Source organism: Limnobacter sp. UBA7229 (assembly GCF_002473065.1).
In the GTDB taxonomy this organism is placed as follows: Bacteria; Pseudomonadota; Gammaproteobacteria; order Burkholderiales; family Burkholderiaceae_B; genus Limnobacter; species Limnobacter profundi.
In genome coordinates this window covers 259,161-276,952 of sequence record NZ_DKTN01000023.1, presented here as the reverse complement: position 1 = coordinate 276,952, position 17,792 = coordinate 259,161, and the positions used below count along the sequence as shown (strand labels likewise).

The following is a 17,792-nucleotide window of genomic DNA, read 5'->3' as shown; positions in this document are numbered from 1 at the left end:
CTATGCTTGAAAGGAATGAAGTATGAAATGGGTTACCCGAGAACGCCCCAAAATCGACCGGATTGCCTGCCCGTGGCTGGTGGCCCGTTTCATCGATTCCGAAGCCGAGTTTTTATATGTGCCTTCAAAAGAGGTGCTGAAAACAGCTGAGGAGACCGGGGCGATTCCGTACGATGTGTCAGGGGTCGAGCTGACCCATGATGGAGAGCTGTGCAGCTTCGATGCCATCCTCAAAAAGTATAAGCTCGAAGATCCGGCGCTGCAGCAATTGGCTGCCATTGTGCGTGGCGCGGATACAGACAGACTTGACCTGACGCCGCAATCGGCCGGGTTATTTGCGATATCGCTCGGGCTGTCTGCCAATTTTGCCGACGACCATGAAATGCTCAGGCACGGCATGGTCATGTATGACGCGCTCTATGCCTGGTGCCAACAGTGTCAATCTGAAACGCACAACTGGCCACCCCAATGAACTAACGATTTTTCTATTTCAGGAGAAATGCTATGTCTAACTCCATTCTTTTGCGACGCTCTTTGCTTGCGCTCTCGCTTGCGGCAAGCACGGTACCCGTAGTTCCTATGTGATGGCGATCGTTACGCCGCCAGAGCGCGCGGCAGCGGCAAGCGTGACAGCAGTTCCACGCACCTTTGCCGCCGCCATGGCGCCATTGTTGGCGGGATATTTGCTAAGCGTTTCATCATTCGGCTGGCCGTTGATCATTGCCGGTGTGCTGAAAATAATCTACGACTTGTTGTTATTGAAGATGTTTCATGCCATTCGCCCACCAGAGGAGGTCCAATCTCGCGACAACAGGGCATGATGCAGCGCCGTATTATTTTTGCCAGCTGGTTGGCCTGCGATCATTTGTAACGGCTTGCAGCGGCAGAAAAATCCATTGCTATACCAGCATTTTGCGCAGTCTGACGTTCTCGGCCTCCAGTGTTTTTAGACGTCGAACTTCATCGGTTTCCAAGTCGCCAAATTTCTTGCGCCACGCATAAATTGTCGGTTCGCTTATCAATGTATTTAATAATTGAGTGATATCCGTTCGTTTTAGTGTTAAAAGGCCACTCCCCTTTGATTTCAAGACCTCTATCTCTAAGACTTTGGAGAAACCAGAGCCAAATAGATCGTTTTGAGATTGATAACATTCCAAGCTTTTTTCGGGTATTGGGGACTTTAAGAATTTTTTTGTGTAAAGCTTCTCTGACGTCTGGATAGGTGTCTAGTAGCGTTTGAAAAGCGCCAACAGCACCGTGTCCCCACTGATTAATAACGATGGGTGTACGTCTTTTGAATTGAACTATTCTGCTTTGTGGGACCAGTGCTCGCCAGCCGTAAATTTGGCCGTCTGGATGATCGCAAATACAGCGTTCAGTAATTAAGCGATAGATCTGAGGCTCTGAGATACCATATTCTTTTCGAATCGCAGCGACTTTGCTGCCGCTTAAATATGCCTTGATTGCCTCTTTTCTATTGAGGAATTTGGCTAGCTTATCTGGAGCTAGTGAAGCTTCATCAAAGCCTGGCCAAATTGTAAAGTCAGCCCAGATGGTGTCACTTAAACCTTTGATGTGTCGAGTCGACTCGGAGGCCATAGTAGATATTTGGGCAGAGTAATTTCTATTTACTTTACCTTTTTAATCTACAGTCTGTCTACTTTACAATTGTACTCTCACGGGAAGTTAGCTTACTTGTGAATTGGGTAAAAATAAATTGTTTATTATCAGCAGGTTGGGGGAACAATCTTCTTTACAACTCTAATAGAACAGGCGAAAGCCTTCCATTCTCCTGTTTCCTGTTCTGAATCCGCAAGCCCTTCTCCCCGGTATCATTTAGTGATAACCACAATCAGGGTCTACCCATGCAGTTGCGTTTCGCTATTCAAAGCAGTTTGTTTATTCTGCTTGTCATCTTCTCGACCGTTTCATGGTCGGCTGATCGTTGGGTAATTCAGTTCAAAGAAAGTCCCGGTCGCAGTCAAACCAGTGTTAATCCATCTTCGCTTGAGTCTCGAAAATCCGATCTGCGTGCAAGGCTCGCTGAACTTTCGATCGTTCACAAACGTACCTTTCAACTTGTCAGGCCATTTGGTGAACATGGCGCGGTAATTACAACGCCAAATGGCAGTGGCGCCGAACAAGCCCGCCTTCGTTTGTTGTCCGATCCGATGATCGAGTCTGTTGAGCCAGACCGTCGTATCAAGCTTCGTGCGCAATCGCCTTTGATCGGTTTGTTAAACGCGCTTGATTTGTCCCGACGAAGTCGGTCCTGGTTTCATCAAGATTTGAGCACACAGCCTGCTTCAATCAACACAGGTGCCATGTGGACCAACTTTCACGGTACTGCACCTACAGTGGTTGCTGTGCTGGATACGGGTGTTTTGCCGAGCCACCCAATGCTTCAAGGCCATTTGCTGTCCGGATACGATTTTGTGGCTGATTCATTTATTGGTGCTGACGGCCAAGGTTCCGCAGGTTCTGATCGGGATTCAGACCCGACTGACCCTGGTGACGGTGTTGGCCCAGCCGACCTTCTGGCAGACCCGGTGTGTGGCGGTGTCAGTCAGTCGAGCTGGCACGGCACCTTTGTATCCGCTCTGCTTGCTGGTAACCCGGTACCAAGCGAAGGTGTGTTTTCGGTGAATTGGAACGCGGTGGTATTGCCTGTTCGCGTGTTGGGCAAATGTGGCGGGTTTTCAAGTGACCTTGCAGATGGTATTCGCTGGGCTGCTGGCTTGAGTGTACCTGGGGCGCCCAATAACCCCTTCCCTGCCCGAGTGATTAACTTGAGTTTGGGTGCGGAAGGCGCCTGTGTGGCGTCCATCGAAGGCGCGGCTATTGCCGCCGCGCGCCAGGCTGGCTCATTGGTGGTGGTTGCCGCAGGCAACGACGGCAGCACAGTAGATTCACCAGCCAATTGCCCCGGCGCTTTTGGTGTAGCCGCAATAGATCAGGAAGGGTTGAAGGCAAATTACAGTAATTTTGGGCCCACTATTCAGCTTTCAGCGCCTGGTGGCGATGCAGCGTTTCCTATTTGGAGTGCCAGTAATACCGGGTTTTCAGGTCCGTTAACCAATACGTACAACACCAAAATCGGTACCAGTTTCTCCGCTCCCATGGTGGCTGGTGCAGCCTCGCTGTATTGGTCTTTGGATCCGTCTGCGTCGGTGGCCACTGTGGAGAATTTGCTGAAAACCTCTGCGCGCCCCTTTCTTTCGCAGGGCGGTAGCCCCACTTGCACCGCTGACACAGTGGGTGTTGAATGCAATTGCACACGGGCTCTGTGTGGTGCTGGCATGCTGGATGTGGCCAATTTGATCAATTCACAGGCGGCTGCTGGACTTACCAATTTGTTCTCCAACACTGGCAATGTCATTCCACCGGGACAAACGCGTACATTCTCTGCCAGCGGCACCTTGAACTCTTCCGGACAGGAGGTAAACGCAGTCAGTTTTGATGTGATCAATGTGTTGAAATCGTCGGCCGACGCGCCCAACCCGATTTTGTCGGTAAGCGGCTTGGAAGTGGATGTAACAGCGCCTTCGGGGGTAACGGGGTTTGATCTTCGTGCACAAGCTGCCAATGGCCGAACGGCAATTGCCTCGGTTATTGTGGCCAATCAGGGGGCTACGTCCCCTACTTTGTTGGCCAGTCTGCTTTCACCCTTGATCAATGGTGCCTCTACGGGTGTAGGTGCGCCCTCCTCGGCTGTGGGTGATGCGGTGGTAGGCGATTCAGGCAGTGGTTCTGCCGCAGGCAGTTCTAGTGGCGGCGGGGGTGGTGGCGCTTTGAATTTGCTTGGTTTGCTGGCCTGTTTGTTTCTACTGCATTGTTTTAAAAAGAAAAACACAGTTTAAAATGCACCGGTTTGGTTAAATACAACGTTAGAAGTGGCGCTCCAATCTGTGACATCGCTCAATGGTAAAGTGCAGTTGTTGACTCATTGGTCAGCAATTGATGCAGTAAATTTTGAGAGGTGTCGTATGAAAGCTCTTCGTTCTTACCCCGGTGTATTGGTGTTGTTGTTAATCGCTTCAGCCATGTTGGTTCATGGTTTTGTGGATTACATCAACTATGAAGTAGCAAGCCCAAGTATTTTGGCAGCCCTGGGCTGTGTGTTCTCCGCAATTTTGCTGGTTGCAGTGTATGAGTTCAAATCATTCAAGGCCAATCGCAAGCTGGTGCGCGACAGCAAGGTTTAATTAATTGCGCTTGGCACTTCCTGAAAGGCCTGTTTTCGCCGCATTTTGGGCGGCGATCACGGCCTGCAAGTTCTTTTGAGTGCTGAGTGTCAAAGGGTCTTCGTTGCCCAAGGCATCCGCCCGAATAATGTAGGCGCGGCTGAGTGCCACTTCCGCTCGCTTTAAGTCCCCTGCCCTGTAAAGCACAACCCCCAGGTTATTCAAAGATTGGCTGGTTCTGATGTCGTTGGGGCCAAACGCGGCTTGCCGTACTTCAAATGCGGTTTGGTAATTCTTGGCTGCTTCTTGCAACTGATCGCCGCGCATTTGCAGCGTGCCTAGAAACGTCAGTATTTCAGCACGAATGGGTTCGTTTTTGTAATTGGGCGTGGCATTGATAATTTCTGCAAGCACCTGGAAACTTTCCAGCGCCTCCTGCTCTTTCTCCATGTCCAGTAAACCCACGGCATGGTTCATGCGGGTTTCGAGCGTTCGGGCATTGGTTTTTCCCAAGCGAATTTCATACACAATACGCGAGCGTTTGAATGCTGCTTCTGATTCAGCCGCTTTGCTTTGCAGGGCATAGTAAGTACCCAGGGCGTCTTGAACCATGCCGGCCGGCAAAGAATAACGACCAATTGATTGTTCAACCGTACTTAGGGTTTTCTGAAAGTGGGCTTCGGCACGTTCTGTTTGATCGGCTTGTGCATAGGTTTGGCCAATCAGCACCTGCAAACGCGTCCATGCTTCAGCTGCCACCTGGTCTTCCCGGCTTAGAGGGCTGTATTGGCTGGCTTCATTCCAGGTTGAAATGGCCAAGTCGGCTTCATTTTGCGCCAGGTAAGCTTTACCCAGTGTTTCAAGAATTTTGACGCGTTTGGCCTGGGTAACTGGCCCAGTCAATTCCAGCCGGCAAATTTCAACGGTAGTACCCACAGGTTCTTTGCCAAAGCTGTTTTCACAACGGGTTAAATTTGAACTTGTTTCCTGGGCGAAGGCTGTGGGTATATAAGCCCATGCAAACAAACCCAGAAAAAAAGAAAAAGTCCAAGCGCTTTTCATAAACACCATTGTTGTTGTCATTCGATTGTTGTTACTGAAGAGTATTACTAAAACCGATTGCTGTGTTTGGCAGTACAAAGGTTAATAGCAACATTACTAGTCATCATGGGCCATCATTCAAGCGTTGAAGTAAACCGGGTAGAAAGTTTGGGAAAGAAATTTGAAACTCTCGCACTGGTTGACAGACTCATGGAAGAGAACGAAGCTCTTAGACATGAGCTTAACCTAAAAACTGCCCGGTTAAGGACTCTGCAAAAAGCAGTGCATGCGTTTTTGATGGGAACCGACGATCAAGACAGCAACAAAGCCAAGCTCATTGAGCAAAGCAAGGAGCAGCCATGACGCACTTTGATTTCAAGGAATGGGCCGACCTGTACCAGGTGGACCCTGTTGCCTTCGAGCAGCGCCGCGAGGCGGTACTCGAAGGTTATGTAGCCAGCGTTGACCCTGAACACCGCTTGGCGCTAGAGCAAACGCTGTTCAAGATTCGCATGATCCGCCAGCGCTCGAAAAGCCCATTGCAGTCGGCCATGGAATCGTCGAAGCTGATGTGGGAGTCGTTTGGCAAACTGCGTGAGCAGGTGCAAAAACTGGAACAGGAACTGAGCCCTGCCCCTTTGAGGCAAAATGGTTTGCGTTTGATCGATCAGAACTACACGGGCGACATTGAAAAAGCCGCGGACACCTCAAAAAACGATCAATCCGGTCCAGCTGCCAATCTGGCCCGTGTTATTCCATTCACGGCTTCAGGCAAACGCGCCCATTAACCGAAACACTGACCCGGCTTGAACCGGCAGCCGGGGCCACTTCCATGCCTTTGCTCATCATGTCTGCCGAAGCTGCGTACATTCTGGGGTAAGAAGGTGGGCCTTGATTTTCATCGTTAATTGACACTTCGCCCAGGGTGTAGCCGGTTTTTCCAAAACCCTTCGCGGCAATGCTTGCCTTGTTTTGAAATTCTTTCATGGCACTTTGCAGCAGTTTTTCACGACTTTGCTCGATACGGCCTTCGCTGGGAAAATATTCCAGATTGCTCAGCGTCAGGCCTTCGGCAACATTTAGGTTTTTCTGGGTTTTCAGTGCCTGCACCGGCATTTCAAACGTGAGTGAACCGACGCCTTGCCAAGTTTGGATGACATTATTTTTACCGTACTGCGGATAGGTTTGAATATTGTTTTTCAGTTTGCTGATGTCTTTGTTTTTCGACAAATTGTTGATTGATTTTTCAAGCACGGTGTTAACGGCGTTCATGGCCTCGTTGGCTGTACCTGCCTGAATTTGCACCTGCCAATTCAAACGCACCATGTCATTGTCCACCTCTTCGCTGCTAATGGCATTCAAGTTCACGGCGGGTGTTTTCTCGCAAAGGTCTGCAAACGCGACCGATGGAGCCATCAAACCGACCGAGGTACTGAACAAAGCGATTCTCAAAGTGTTGGATAATTTCATGTGTGTTCTCGTGAAAGTGAAATAACAGTCAATTTGCAATTCAGGCATTGCTACAATGATTGAACCACAAACAAGCATTCCAATAACGCGTATTGCGCACGACTGGCTGACATGGCAGAACACCTGAGACAACCGAAGTCCCTGATCAGCACGCTGTTTACTGTGTTGATACTGGTCGGTGCTGCCATTGTATTGTCGCCATTTCTGTTGGCAATTTTGTGGGCAGGAATTATTGCCACCGCGTTTTGGCCGCTTCACTGTCGCATTCGCGCACGATTTCCCGGAAAGCCCAATGGCGCTGCATTTCTGACCACCCTGGTTGTTGCATTCTTGTTGGTTGGGCCAATGATCGGCTTGATCGTGTTTATGGTTCAAGACATTCTTGAAATTACCACCTTCTTGCGACAGGCCGATGACTCCGGCGTCGCAGTGCCCAACTGGCTGCCTCAAATTCCAGTGCTTGGCGAAATGCTCGTGGCCAGCTGGACAGAATATTTGAGTGTGCCCAAACAAATTTCCGGACTGTTGCGCGAAACCCTTACCCAACGTTTGGGCGATGTGCAAGGCACAGCGTCGGCCATTTTGCTTGAATTGCTGGGTCGTGTTGCCACCCTGTTTTTTGCATTGTGGGTGCTGTTCTTTTTTTACCGCGATGGCTCAAGCATCAGCATACGCATGAACCGAATTGGCACTGACTGGCTGGGCCAACGCTGGAAGCCGTATGTTTCACACATGCCACCTGCCCTGCGAGCAGCGGTTAACGGGTTGGTGATTGTCAGTTTTGCCGAGGCAGTTATTCTTTCTGTGCTGTTTGCCGCCTGCGGTGTGTACGCACCCGTGTTGTTGGGCACCGTTACGGCATTGATTGCCTTTATCCCCATGGCTGCACCAGGCTTGCTCGCTATTTTGGGTATGATCCTGTTTTTAAGTGGCAACGGCGCAGAAGCAATTGTGTTGATCACGGTGGGCTTGTTGGTGGTGTTGATTGCCGATTACCTGGTTCGCCCTTTGTTGATTCAGGGCGGAACCCATCTGCCGTTTTTGGCCGTGTTGTTCGGTGTGTTTGGCGGCGTCATTACCATGGGTATTGTGGGCTTGATAATTGGCCCGGTGCTGCTGGTGTTGTTGGTGGTGTTTTTTGACGAAGCATCGCATGCACACCACCACGACACCCCCGAATCCATCAATTAAACAGTGATTTAATCAAGCGAGTTTGAGAATGACAACAGCGATTCAATTTCCAACGCAAATCGGTACACCTTTGGCTGCAAACGCCGTCAAAGTGATGTTGCTGGGCAGTGGTGAGCTGGGCAAAGAAGTGATCATCGCCTTTCAGCGCCTGGGTGTTGAAGTTATTGCAGTGGACCGCTACCCCAATGCGCCAGGGCACCAGGTTGCGCATCGCTTTCATGTAATCGACATGACCAATGCCAACGCATTGAAGGCCTTGATTGCACAAGAGCGTCCCCACATTGTGGTGCCGGAAATTGAAGCGATTGCGACCCCTGCCCTGAAAGAACTTGAGTCAGAAGGCGTGGTGCGTGTGGTGCCCACAGCCAATGCGGCTTGGCTGACCATGAACCGTGAAGGAATTCGCCGCCTGGCCGCTGAGGAATTGAATTTAAGTTGCTCGCATTATGCTTTTGCGGATGATTTTGAAACCCTGAAGCGGGCGGTAGAAAAAGGCATTGATGGCAAGAAGCCGGTGGGCTACCCCTGCATCATCAAGCCTGTGATGTCATCCTCTGGGAAAGGGCAATCCAAAGTGGATGATGCCAGCCAGCTGGAAGCAGCATGGGATTACGCAGGCAGCGCCGGGCGTGTTAATTCAGGGCGGGTTATTGCTGAATCGCTGATCGAGTTCGAGTATGAAATTACCCTGTTGACTGTGCGTGCCCGCAACCCCAAAAGCGGCGCAATTGAAACCAGTTATTGCGAGCCAGTGGGTCATATTCAGGTAAGCGGCGATTACGTTGAAAGCTGGCAACCCCAAGCCATGCGCGCAAAGGCCCTGGACGAGGCCCGTAAAATGGCAGACCTGGTAACCACCGCCTTGGGCGGCACCGGTTTGTTTGGCGTCGAAATGTTTGTAAAAGGCGATCAGGTTTGGTTCTCTGAGGTAAGCCCCCGTCCTCACGACACTGGCATGGTCACCATGATTACGCAGTGGCAAAACGAATTCGAATTGCATGCACGTGCCATTCTGGGTTTGCCTGTGGACACCAGCCTGAAAACACCGGGCGCCAGTGCAGTGATTTATGGTGGTGTAGACAAAGTGGGCATTGCATTTGAAGGTGTGGCCGATGCATTGGCCGAGCCCGGCACGGATGTGCGTTTATTTGGCAAACCCGAGTCGTTTGTGAAACGACGAATGGGTGTGGCCTTGGCGCGTGATGCAGATGTGGAAAAAGCCCGTGCGAAGGCCAAGCGGGTTGCTGCGAAGGTGAAGCCAGTTGGTTGAGTTTTTGGCCTATGTCAATGGCCGTCCGGAAGGGGCTTGCTGCAGGGATGCAAATGGTTTTGCTCAGTCTGCCGATTCAAGATCAAGTCGCCCGGTTTGCAACGCAGCGAAGGGCGACCTGCAAGGTCGATGCGAAGACGCGCTCGCGTTTCGCATGCCCTGAGCCAGTAGCAAACAGGGGAATTCGACTTGATCAAGGCAGACGGGCAATGCCTTTTGCGTCCCCATCAAGCCCGCAGCACTAGTGGCAATCCTTTGTCAATTCAGCCCCAAACTCTCGCGGTATTCTTCGTAGGTGCCGCGGTAATCGGTAATGCCGTCTTCACGCATTTCAAAAACTCGCGTGGCAATGCCAGAAACAAACTGGCGGTCATGCGACACCACAAACACTGTGCCTTCGTATTTCTCAAGTGCATATTGAAGCGACTCGATCGATTCCATGTCCAGGTGGTTTGTTGGCTCGTCCAGCAGCAACACATTGTGACGCCCCAGCATCAGGCGACCAAACACCAGTCGGTTTTTCTCACCACCGGAACATACCTTTACCTGCTTGGAAATTTCATCATTCGAGAACAGCAAACGCCCCAAAATACCGCGAATGGCCTGATCGTCGTCGCCTTCCTGAGAAAAGCGCTCGGTCCATTCACGCAAATTCAAAGGCACATTGAATTCGTCGCTTACGTCTTGTGCCATATAACCCAGGTCTGCATTCTCAGACCACTTCACTTCGCCATAAGTGGGTTCCAAAGCCTTGGCCAGCAGCTTCAGTAGTGTGGTTTTACCCATGCCGTTGGCGCCCACAATACCTACTTTGTCGCCTGCCTCCACCATGATGGAGAAGTCCCGGATCACCTTGTTGTCGCCATACGCCAAGCTAATGTTGTCCAGTTCCACGGCCAGGCGGTGCATCTTCTTTTTCTGTTCGAATCGAATGAACGGATTTTGGCGTGAAGAGGGTTTCAGGATGACTGTGTCTTGCTTGATTTTCTCGATCTGCTTTTGGCGCGAGGTGGCCTGGCGTGCCTTCGATTTGTTGGCCGCAAAACGGCGTACAAAGTCTTGCAAATCTGAAATGCGTTCTTTGGCACGTGCATTGGAGGCCTGTGCGCGTTCGCGTGCCTGGGCTGCAGCCAGCATGTAATCGTCGTAATTACCAGGTACCACTTGCAAGGTGCCGTAATCCAGATCGGCCATGTGGGTGCACACTTCGTTCAGAAAGTGGCGGTCGTGGCTGATGATGATCATGGTGCTCTCGTACTGGTTCAGTACGTTTTCAAGCCAGGCAATCGTATTAATATCCAGGTTGTTGGTGGGTTCATCCAGCAACAGCACATCAGGTTTTGAGAACAGGGCTTGCGCCAGTAGCACCCGCAGCTTCCAGCCAGGGGCAATTTCACTCATCGGGCCATTGTGGTTTTCAAGCGGAATACCTGCACCCAGCAGCAACTCACCCGCGCGGGCTTCGGCTTCGTAGCCGCCGAATTCGGCATACACCGCTTCGAGGTCGGCTGCGCGCATGTAGTCGTCGTCGGTGGCTTCGGGGTTGGCATACAAGGCATCCCGTTCTGTCATCGCGGCCCACATTTCCTTGTGGCCCATCATGACCACATCCAGCACGCGGTACTCTTCAAACGCAAATTGATCCTGGCTTAGCTTGCCCAAGCGCACATTGGGCTCGATGACCACAGTGCCGCTGCTGGGCTCCAGGTCGCCACCCAGAATTTTCATGAAAGTGGATTTTCCGCAGCCGTTTGCGCCAATCAAACCATAGCGGTTGCCATCGCCAAATTTGGCATTGATGTTTTCAAAAAGCGGCTTGGCGCCGAACTGCATGGTGATATTGGCTGCGGTGAGCATAAGTATTGGAAAATTCAGTGATTTTTAACGAAGGGGGCATTATACATGCCCGGGCTTGGGGTGTGCTTAATGCCAGCTTAATGCGGGCTCGGAGCGTTGCGACTAGCGAAGGGTTTGAACCAGGCGCGCGTTGAATTCGCCGTGCCCGCCGGTAATGGTCAAGGTGCCCTGCCCGCCCTGAAACCAGCAAGCCTTGGGAGTGCAGTGACCAAATGGAAAATTCAGCAACACGGGTACGTGTTTAAGTTGGTCTTGAACAAATTCAGCGGCGCTGCGCAGGCTGTAACCATTGTCGTGTGTGCCGGGTTTGGGTTCACAAAAATTACCCAACACAATTGCCTTTTGCTGGGCCAACACACCAGCGTGTAGCAATTGCAGCAGCATGCGCTCAATTTTGTAGGCGGGCTCGTTCACATCCTCAAGCACCAAAATACCGCCAGGTACACTGGGCAACCAAGGCGTTCCTAAAAGGCTGCACAGCAAGGTGAGGTTGCCACCCCACACCGGGCCTTCAATTGCAATGGTTTGTTGTTCTGTGCTCAGTCCGACACATTCAACAGGCCATTCAATATGTACTGCCTGTTTTTCTACCGCACGCAAAAAGTGTTCAAGGGTGAGCGGGTCTGCGCCCTGCTCTGCCCCAAAATCGAAACAAGCCATGGGCCCGTGCAACAATGTGGCAGGTTGTGCCCCCGCGTTCAGCAATGCCAATTGCAGGCTGGTAATGTCGCTGTGGCCGCACAACAGGTGCGCATTCGCATTCTGCAATGCGGCAAGTTCCGGAAAATTCAACAGCGGCAGCAAGCGGCTTAGGCCGTAACCCCCGCGGGTGGCCATCAGCAGGCTGGGCGTATTCATGGCAAATGCATTTTCAATACTGGCCATGCGCGTGGCTTCACCGCCTGCGAAGCGTTGTGTGCGCAGGCGTGCTTCAGGCATTTCAATCACATTGAAGCCATGTTGATTGCTCAAATGGTAGCAGGCCCGGTCAAGCAATGTTTCATCAACCAGTGCGCCACTGGGCGAAAACATGACTAGCTGATTCAGTGCCTGATTCGTTGCAATGGGCGGTTTGGTGTTCAATTCAATTCCGGTTTAAAGGTAATGTCACAGGTACTGTTTCCAGGAACGCACGGGTTCTCCGTTGAAATAATCGCACAAACTGGCCAGAATGGCGGCCTGTTGTGTGTGCTGCCCCGTTTTCAACACGCGGCTTTGCTCAGCCAATATCTTGCTTGCCTGCTCTAGCCCGGTTTGCAGAAAATCTTGCGGAGTGTGAAAGCCAAGTTGCGCAAGTTGGTCAATTGTTTGTTTGTTGGCATTGGGCAGGTGCATCAGGCTGGCCAAATCAGCAACGGTTTCTTCTCTTTGTTTGCGGCGCACTTTAAAAAAATTACCCAGCAATTCTTCGCTTTCCTGTGCCATGCAACCTGTTTCAAAAACACAGGGGTGCCATGCTTGCGCTTGCTCGAACACTGACAAGGATTGTTTTAAATCCCCGTTGTAGCGTGATTGTGCACAACCCACCACCACGCGGCCTATGCGCGCATGCAAAATTGCACCAACGCACATCAGGCAGGGTTGTAGTGTGACGTACAGGGTGGCCTGTGCACCCAAGCGGTAATTGCCAACTGCCTGGCAGGCATGTCGAATCGCCTGAATCTCGGCATGAGCGCAGGCATCGTTGAGTGTTACGGGCGCATTGTGTGCGTGGGCAATGGCTTTGCCATCGATTACCACGACCGCGCCAATCGGCACTTCGCCGGCCTGTGCAGCAAGCCTTGCTTGCTGCAACGCAAGTTCCATCCATGGCATGTCTTCGGGCTGGCCGTGGTGCGCCAGTATCGAAAATTTCTCGGACAGCTTGCTGGTTTGCATGGTTTTCAAAGTAAGCCGAATAAAGTGTTCTCAGTTTGACATAAAAAAACCCGGCACCAGGCCGGGTTCTTGGTCTGTGGGCAGCTTCAGTTTACTGACCCGCCTTCAGCAATCTGCGTTGGTTCCACGCAATAATTTCCCCAACAATTCCGCGCCGGAAGGCCAGCACAACCACAATGAAAATGAAGCCAGTCACAATTGTGACCTGCTCCCCCAGTGAGCGGAACCAGGCAATGTCGGTTGTCACCGCCATCCAGGTGCCAAATTCACCAATGCGGTTTTCCAGGGCGATGATCACGATGGCACCCACAATTGGGCCTGCAAGAGTGCCCAAGCCACCCACCAAGGTCATCAGCACCACCAGGCCAGACATCGTCCAGTGCACATCGGTCAATGTTTCAAAGCCAAGCACCGAGGCTTTTGTTGCACCTGCCAAACCCGACAATGCAGCTGACAAAACAAACACCAGCAACTTGTATTTGTCCACGTCATAACCCAGTGATATTGCGCGTGGTTCATTTTCCTTGATCGCCTTGAGAACCTGCCCGAAGGGCGAATGCACAGTGCGAACAATCAGGGCGTAGCCTGCGATGCAAATGGCCAATACCACGAAGTAAAGTGTCAAGTCGTTACTAAGGTCGACAACACCGAACAAGGTGCCGCGCGGTATGCCCTGTAAACCATCTTCACCGCCAGTAAATGGCGCTTGTAAAAAGATGAAATACAGCATTTGTGCCAGTGCCAGCGTAATCATGGTGAAGTAAATGCCCTGCCGTCGTATGGCCAAAGCACCCATGATTAAACCAATAAGCGCTGCAAATGCCACGCCCGCCAGCAAACCAAGCTCAAAGGGCATACCAAGGTCTCGTATAACATACCCGGCCATGTACCCCGCACCACCCAGAAAAGCGGCATGTCCGAAGGAAAGCAAACCGGTGTAGCCAATCAACAGGTTGAATGCACATGCAAACAGCGCAAAACACAGCAGTTTCATCAGCAGCACTGGGTACATGAAAAACGGTGCCGCCAGGGCGAGAATGATTGCTGCAATGGCGATAATTGTATTTTTGTTCATCGTGTCAAACCCTTTATTTCTCGCGGCCGAATAAACCGGCCGGGCGAATCATGAGCACAATCGCCATGATGATGAACACCACTGTGGCTGACAATTCTGGATAAAACACACGGGTCAATCCTTCCACAATGCCCAAGGTGAGCCCGGTAATGATTGAACCCAGAATAGATCCCATTCCACCAATCACCACTACCGCAAACACAGTGATGATGAGGTTAGAGCCCATCAACGGTGAAATTTGAATAACCGGCGCAGCCAGTACACCCGCGAATGCAGCAAGTGCCACACCAAAGCCGTAGGTCAGCGTCACCATCAAGGGCACGTTGATGCCAAAGGCCTCCACCAGTCGCGGGTTTTCAGTACCCGCACGAAGCAAGGCTCCCAGCTTTGTTTTTTCAATCATGATCCAGGTGGCAAAACAAACCACCAGCGAGGCCACCACGACCCAGGCGCGGTAGTTGGGCAGAATCATGAAGCCCAGGTTGGTCGCACCCTGCAAGGCTTCTGGCACTGAATAGGGTTGACCGGAAACACCATAAATCGAGCGGAATATTCCTTCCAGCATCAAGGTAATGCCGAAGGTCAGCAACAAGCCATACAAGTGGTCAAGCTTGTAAAGCCAGCGCAACATTGTTTTTTCAATCAGTATCCCGAAGGCGCCCACCAACAAGGGGGCAAGCAGCAGCATCACCCAATAATTCAGGTTGAAATAGGCCATGCCCATCCAGGCGAAAAACGCGCCCATCATGTACAGCGCGCCGTGGGCAAAGTTGATCACATTGAGCAAGCCAAAAATAACAGCAAGACCCAGTGACAACATGGCATAAAACGAGCCATTCACCAGGCCAAGCAGTAACTGCCCAAGAAAGGCCTGCAAGGGAATTCCAAAAATTTCCATGAGTACGTGTCCCGCAAAGCCCCTGGGTGGTTAAACCTCAGGGGCATTGGTCTTGTTTTGGTTTTAATGCATCACTTCCACAAAGCGCACTTGGTCTCAGCTTTGGTGGTGAAAGCCTGTTCGCCTGGAATGGCTTGGACAACCTTCAGGTAGTCCCAGGGCTTTTTGGACTCCTTGGGGTCTTTCACCTGCATCAGGAACATGTCGTGAATCATGCTGCCGTCGGCACGGTAGTAGCCATTTTTGGCATACATATCGTTCACCTTTTGTTTGCGCAGCGCTTCCATCACTTTGGCGCCATCATCCGTACCCGCAGCTTTCACAGCATTCAGGTATTGCAGGGTTGCCGAGTAATCGGCTGCGTGCAGGCTGCTGGGCATTTTCTTCATTTTGTCGAAGAAGCGTTTGGACCACTTGCGGGTTTCGTCGTTTTGATCCCAATACCAGCTGTCGGTGAGGTACATGCCCTTGGTTTGGCCCAATCCCAAAGCGTGTACGTCATTGATGAACATCAGCAAACCGGCAAGCTTCATGCTGCCTGTAACTCCAAATTCATTGGCCGCCTTGATGGAGTTGACTGTGTCACCACCGGCGTTGGCCAGGCCCAGAATTTGTGCACCCGAGGCTTGCGCTTGGAGCATGAAACTGGAAAAGTCAGATGCTGACAATGGGTGACGAACGGCGCCCTTTACAGTGCCGCCACTGGCCTTTACCACTGCGGTGGTATCGGTTTCAAGTGAGGTGCCAAAGGCGTAGTCCGCGGTCAGGAAATACCATGTTTTGCCGCCCTGCTTGGTTACAGCTGAACCAGTGCCTTTGGCCATTGCTACCGTGTCATAGGCATAGTGAATGCTGTAAGGGTTGCATTCTTCATTGGTAATGCGGGCGGTACCAGCACCAATTACAAAGTTAGGCTTTTTCTTTTCATCGGCCACTTTGGCCATGGCCAAAGCCGTGCCGGAGTTGGTACCTGAAATCAGCATGTCGACACCTTCAGTGTCAAACCACTCGCGTGCCTTGCTGGCTGCAATGTCAGCCTTGTTTTGGTGATCAGCAAACACCAGTTCGATTTTCTTGCCGTTCAAGGTGCCGCCAAAATCAGCGATCGCCATTTTTACAGCCTCGACACCACCAGGCCCGTCAATGTCGGCATACAGGCCAGACATGTCGGTGATGACACCAATCTTGATGGTGTCGTTGGAAATTTGTGCCTGTGCTGAGCCGGCAGCGAATGCAAAAAGTGCGGTCAGTCCAGTTGCGATTGGTTTTAATTTCATCATCATCTCCTTTGGTTTAAGTCCAATCCCTTGAAAGGTTGGTTTTTTATACGCCCAGCAGCGAATGCAGCACGGGCATTTTTTCATCGAGTTCCGAGGAAGCAAAAGCCTCCACAATTTGGCCGTGTTCCACCACGTAAAACCGGTCGGCCAGTGGGGCTGCAAAACGGAAATTCTGTTCCACCATCACAATGGTGTAGCCCTTCGATTTCAGGGTGGTAATCATCTTGGCCAGGGCTTGAACAATAACAGGCGCAAGCCCCTCAGAAATTTCATCCAGCAGCAAGAGTTTGGCGCCAGTTCTCAGAATGCGCGCAACGGCCAACATTTGCTGTTCACCACCTGACAAACGCGTGCCCTGGCTTTTTTTGCGTTCGGCCAGGTTGGGGAACATCTCGTAAATTTCTGCCACGCTCATGCCTTTGTCGGTTTTTGAAACAAAGGGTGGCAGCATCAGGTTTTCTTCGGCAGACAGGGAAGAGAATATGCCCCGTTCTTCCGGGCAGTAACCCACACCCAAGTGGGCAATTTTGTGGGTGGGCATGTTAATCGCCTCGGTGCCATTGATTTTGATTGACCCTTTTCTTGAACCAGTCAAACCCATGATGGCACGCAGGGTGCTGGTGCGCCCTGCGCCATTTCGCCCCAGAAGTGTTACCACCTCACCTGTTTTAACAGTCAGGTTCAGGTTGTGCAAAATGTGTGATTCGCCATACCAAGCGTTAAGCCCGGCGATTTCAAGCGCAGTGTTTGTCGATGCATTACTCATCAGTGCGCACCCTCCAGAACTCCAGTGGTGGAGCCCATGTAGGCCTCCATCACCTCGGGGTTGCGCGAAACCTCGTCGTAGCTTCCTTCGGCCAGCACTGCGCCGCGTTGTAGCACCGAGATGCGGTCGCTGATACCCGCCACCACATTCATATTGTGTTCAACCATCAAAATGGTTCGGCCAGCGGAAACCTTCTTGATTAATTGGGTAACGCGGTCCACGTCTTCGTGGCCCATGCCCTGGGTTGGCTCATCCAGCAGCATTAATTCAGGTTCCATGCCCAATGTGGTTGCAATTTCAAGTGCACGTTTTCTGCCGTAAGGCAAGTCTACGGTCAGGGTGTCGGCAAAGCTTTCCAGGTCAACCAGCGCAAGCAAAGCCATGGCCTTGTCATTCAGCACCGAGAGTTTTTTCTCACTTTTCCAGAAATGAAACGAATTACCCAATGGGCGTTGCAAGCCGATGCGTACATTTTCAAGCACAGTGAGGTGTGGGAATACTGCGGAAATTTGAAACGATCGAATAATGCCTTGCCGGGCGATTTGGGCTGGCTTTGCACTGGTGATGTCTTTGCCGTTGAACAAAATTTGGCCTGATGTGGGCGTTAAAAATTTCGTCAACAAATTGAAACAGGTCGTTTTACCTGCGCCGTTGGGGCCGATCAACGCGTGGATATGGCCCCGCTGTACTTTCAAATTCACATCGCTGACCGCAGTGAATCCCTTGAATTCCTTGGTCAGCGCCCTTGTCTCCAACACTACTTCTGCCATGGGTTCTCCATGTTGTCATTGTCGTTGTGCCAACCGGTGCCGGGCTGCGCCGATAGTTAGATATCGCCAATGATGGTGGCATGTGTGTTTTCATTCGGGAATTAGGGCAAAC

Annotated in this window: 18 protein-coding genes and 1 pseudogene; 7 read left to right on the top strand and 12 right to left on the bottom strand. The window is 51.5% G+C overall.

Annotated elements, in window-relative coordinates:
• Positions 1–22 precede the first annotated feature (22 nt).
• Complete coding sequence (locus tag B4C79_RS15435; protein ID WP_171099054.1) at positions 23–472, top strand: chromate resistance protein ChrB domain-containing protein; 450 nt, start codon at positions 23–25, stop codon at positions 470–472.
• 105 nt (positions 473–577) lie between these two features.
• Here B4C79_RS15435 and B4C79_RS15850 read toward each other — a convergent pair whose 3' ends face one another.
• Positions 578–721 carry a hypothetical protein gene (locus B4C79_RS15850; protein ID WP_171099056.1) on the bottom strand — a complete coding sequence of 48 codons (144 nt, stop codon included), beginning with the start codon at positions 719–721 and terminating at the stop codon, positions 578–580.
• Between the two features lie 184 nt (positions 722–905).
• Positions 906–1,019 (bottom strand): annotated as a pseudogene (locus B4C79_RS15425) (transposase); the annotation flags it as partial.
• Positions 1,020–1,865: 846 nt separating this feature from the next.
• On the opposite strand from B4C79_RS15425, the gene B4C79_RS15420 reads away from it, so the two are divergent.
• Together B4C79_RS15420 and B4C79_RS15415 are read left to right on the top strand one after the other, a co-directional pair.
• Positions 1,866–3,860, top strand: a complete 1,995-nt coding sequence (locus B4C79_RS15420) for a S8 family peptidase (RefSeq protein WP_291742670.1) — start codon at positions 1,866–1,868, stop codon at positions 3,858–3,860.
• A 126-nt stretch (positions 3,861–3,986) separates the two neighbouring features.
• Complete coding sequence (locus B4C79_RS15415) at positions 3,987–4,205, top strand: hypothetical protein (protein WP_171099062.1); 219 nt, start codon at positions 3,987–3,989, stop codon at positions 4,203–4,205.
• Here the strand turns inward: B4C79_RS15415 and B4C79_RS15410 are convergent, their stop codons facing one another.
• Positions 4,206–5,267: a tetratricopeptide repeat protein gene (locus B4C79_RS15410; RefSeq protein WP_205882526.1), complete on the bottom strand. Its 1,062-nt coding sequence runs from the start codon at positions 5,265–5,267 to the stop codon at positions 4,206–4,208. It abuts the gene before it with no gap.
• A 168-nt stretch (positions 5,268–5,435) separates the two neighbouring features.
• Between B4C79_RS15410 and B4C79_RS15405 the strand changes: the two genes are divergently transcribed.
• Positions 5,436–5,588 (top strand): hypothetical protein, encoded by a 153-nt coding sequence (locus tag B4C79_RS15405; RefSeq protein ID WP_236550864.1) that lies wholly within the window; start codon positions 5,436–5,438, stop codon positions 5,586–5,588.
• A complete protein-coding gene (locus B4C79_RS15400; protein ID WP_291751994.1) occupies positions 5,585–6,013 on the top strand; it encodes a DUF3135 domain-containing protein in 429 nt (142 codons plus the stop codon). The genes B4C79_RS15405 and B4C79_RS15400 overlap by 4 nt, the downstream gene beginning before the upstream one ends.
• On the opposite strand, the gene B4C79_RS15395 is transcribed toward B4C79_RS15400, so the two are convergent.
• Entirely contained in the window at positions 5,985–6,695 is a 711-nt protein-coding gene (locus B4C79_RS15395) for an SIMPL domain-containing protein (RefSeq protein ID WP_291739722.1), read from the bottom strand. The two genes, B4C79_RS15400 and B4C79_RS15395, sit on opposite strands and share 29 nt — an antisense overlap.
• Before the next feature lie 111 nt (positions 6,696–6,806).
• On the opposite strand from B4C79_RS15395, the gene B4C79_RS15390 reads away from it, so the two are divergent.
• Both B4C79_RS15390 and purT read left to right on the top strand, forming a co-directional pair.
• Entirely contained in the window at positions 6,807–7,886 is a 1,080-nt protein-coding gene (locus tag B4C79_RS15390) for an AI-2E family transporter (protein ID WP_291739724.1), read from the top strand.
• Positions 7,887–7,914: 28 nt separating this feature from the next.
• The gene (gene purT / locus B4C79_RS15385) at positions 7,915–9,156 is read left to right on the top strand and encodes a formate-dependent phosphoribosylglycinamide formyltransferase (protein ID WP_291739726.1); all 1,242 of its coding nucleotides are present in this window, start codon (positions 7,915–7,917) and stop codon (positions 9,154–9,156) included.
• 258 nt (positions 9,157–9,414) lie between these two features.
• Here the strand turns inward: purT and B4C79_RS15380 are convergent, their stop codons facing one another.
• The 8 genes from B4C79_RS15380 to B4C79_RS15345 form a co-directional block, all read right to left on the bottom strand.
• A complete protein-coding gene (locus B4C79_RS15380; RefSeq protein WP_291739728.1) occupies positions 9,415–11,013 on the bottom strand; it encodes an ABC-F family ATPase in 1,599 nt (532 codons plus the stop codon).
• A gap of 102 nt (positions 11,014–11,115) precedes the next feature.
• Positions 11,116–12,096, bottom strand: coding sequence for an LD-carboxypeptidase (locus B4C79_RS15375; RefSeq protein WP_171099074.1), 981 nt, complete (start codon positions 12,094–12,096; stop codon positions 11,116–11,118).
• A gap of 24 nt (positions 12,097–12,120) precedes the next feature.
• Complete coding sequence (locus tag B4C79_RS15370; RefSeq protein ID WP_291739732.1) at positions 12,121–12,891, bottom strand: nucleoside deaminase; 771 nt, start codon at positions 12,889–12,891, stop codon at positions 12,121–12,123.
• A 91-nt stretch (positions 12,892–12,982) separates the two neighbouring features.
• A complete protein-coding gene (locus B4C79_RS15365; protein WP_105029098.1) occupies positions 12,983–13,966 on the bottom strand; it encodes a branched-chain amino acid ABC transporter permease in 984 nt (327 codons plus the stop codon).
• 13 nt (positions 13,967–13,979) lie between these two features.
• Positions 13,980–14,864 (bottom strand): branched-chain amino acid ABC transporter permease, encoded by an 885-nt coding sequence (locus tag B4C79_RS15360; RefSeq protein WP_008249371.1) that lies wholly within the window; start codon positions 14,862–14,864, stop codon positions 13,980–13,982.
• A gap of 71 nt (positions 14,865–14,935) precedes the next feature.
• Positions 14,936–16,141, bottom strand: coding sequence for an ABC transporter substrate-binding protein (locus B4C79_RS15355; RefSeq protein WP_105029876.1), 1,206 nt, complete (start codon positions 16,139–16,141; stop codon positions 14,936–14,938).
• Between the two features lie 46 nt (positions 16,142–16,187).
• A complete protein-coding gene (locus B4C79_RS15350) occupies positions 16,188–16,910 on the bottom strand; it encodes an ABC transporter ATP-binding protein (protein WP_291739735.1) in 723 nt (240 codons plus the stop codon).
• Entirely contained in the window at positions 16,910–17,680 is a 771-nt protein-coding gene (locus B4C79_RS15345) for an ABC transporter ATP-binding protein (RefSeq protein WP_105029100.1), read from the bottom strand. The genes B4C79_RS15350 and B4C79_RS15345 overlap by 1 nt, the downstream gene beginning before the upstream one ends.
• Positions 17,681–17,792: the final 112 nt, after the last annotated feature.

Coding starts and splice junctions, on each gene's coding strand:
- B4C79_RS15435 (WP_171099054.1), top strand. CDS start 23: ATGAAATGGGTTACCCGAGAACGCCCCAAAATCGACCGGATTGCCTGC.
- B4C79_RS15850 (WP_171099056.1), bottom strand. CDS start 721: ATGATCAACGGCCAGCCGAATGATGAAACGCTTAGCAAATATCCCGCC.
- B4C79_RS15420 (WP_291742670.1), top strand. CDS start 1,866: ATGCAGTTGCGTTTCGCTATTCAAAGCAGTTTGTTTATTCTGCTTGTC.
- B4C79_RS15415 (WP_171099062.1), top strand. CDS start 3,987: ATGAAAGCTCTTCGTTCTTACCCCGGTGTATTGGTGTTGTTGTTAATC.
- B4C79_RS15410 (WP_205882526.1), bottom strand. CDS start 5,267: ATGACAACAACAATGGTGTTTATGAAAAGCGCTTGGACTTTTTCTTTT.
- B4C79_RS15405 (WP_236550864.1), top strand. CDS start 5,436: ATGGAAGAGAACGAAGCTCTTAGACATGAGCTTAACCTAAAAACTGCC.
- B4C79_RS15400 (WP_291751994.1), top strand. CDS start 5,585: ATGACGCACTTTGATTTCAAGGAATGGGCCGACCTGTACCAGGTGGAC.
- B4C79_RS15395 (WP_291739722.1), bottom strand. CDS start 6,695: ATGAAATTATCCAACACTTTGAGAATCGCTTTGTTCAGTACCTCGGTC.
- B4C79_RS15390 (WP_291739724.1), top strand. CDS start 6,807: ATGGCAGAACACCTGAGACAACCGAAGTCCCTGATCAGCACGCTGTTT.
- purT (WP_291739726.1), top strand. CDS start 7,915: ATGACAACAGCGATTCAATTTCCAACGCAAATCGGTACACCTTTGGCT.
- B4C79_RS15380 (WP_291739728.1), bottom strand. CDS start 11,013: ATGCTCACCGCAGCCAATATCACCATGCAGTTCGGCGCCAAGCCGCTT.
- B4C79_RS15370 (WP_291739732.1), bottom strand. CDS start 12,891: ATGCAAACCAGCAAGCTGTCCGAGAAATTTTCGATACTGGCGCACCAC.
- B4C79_RS15365 (WP_105029098.1), bottom strand. CDS start 13,966: ATGAACAAAAATACAATTATCGCCATTGCAGCAATCATTCTCGCCCTG.
- B4C79_RS15360 (WP_008249371.1), bottom strand. CDS start 14,864: ATGGAAATTTTTGGAATTCCCTTGCAGGCCTTTCTTGGGCAGTTACTG.
- B4C79_RS15355 (WP_105029876.1), bottom strand. CDS start 16,141: ATGAAATTAAAACCAATCGCAACTGGACTGACCGCACTTTTTGCATTC.
- B4C79_RS15350 (WP_291739735.1), bottom strand. CDS start 16,910: ATGAGTAATGCATCGACAAACACTGCGCTTGAAATCGCCGGGCTTAAC.
- B4C79_RS15345 (WP_105029100.1), bottom strand. CDS start 17,680: ATGGCAGAAGTAGTGTTGGAGACAAGGGCGCTGACCAAGGAATTCAAG.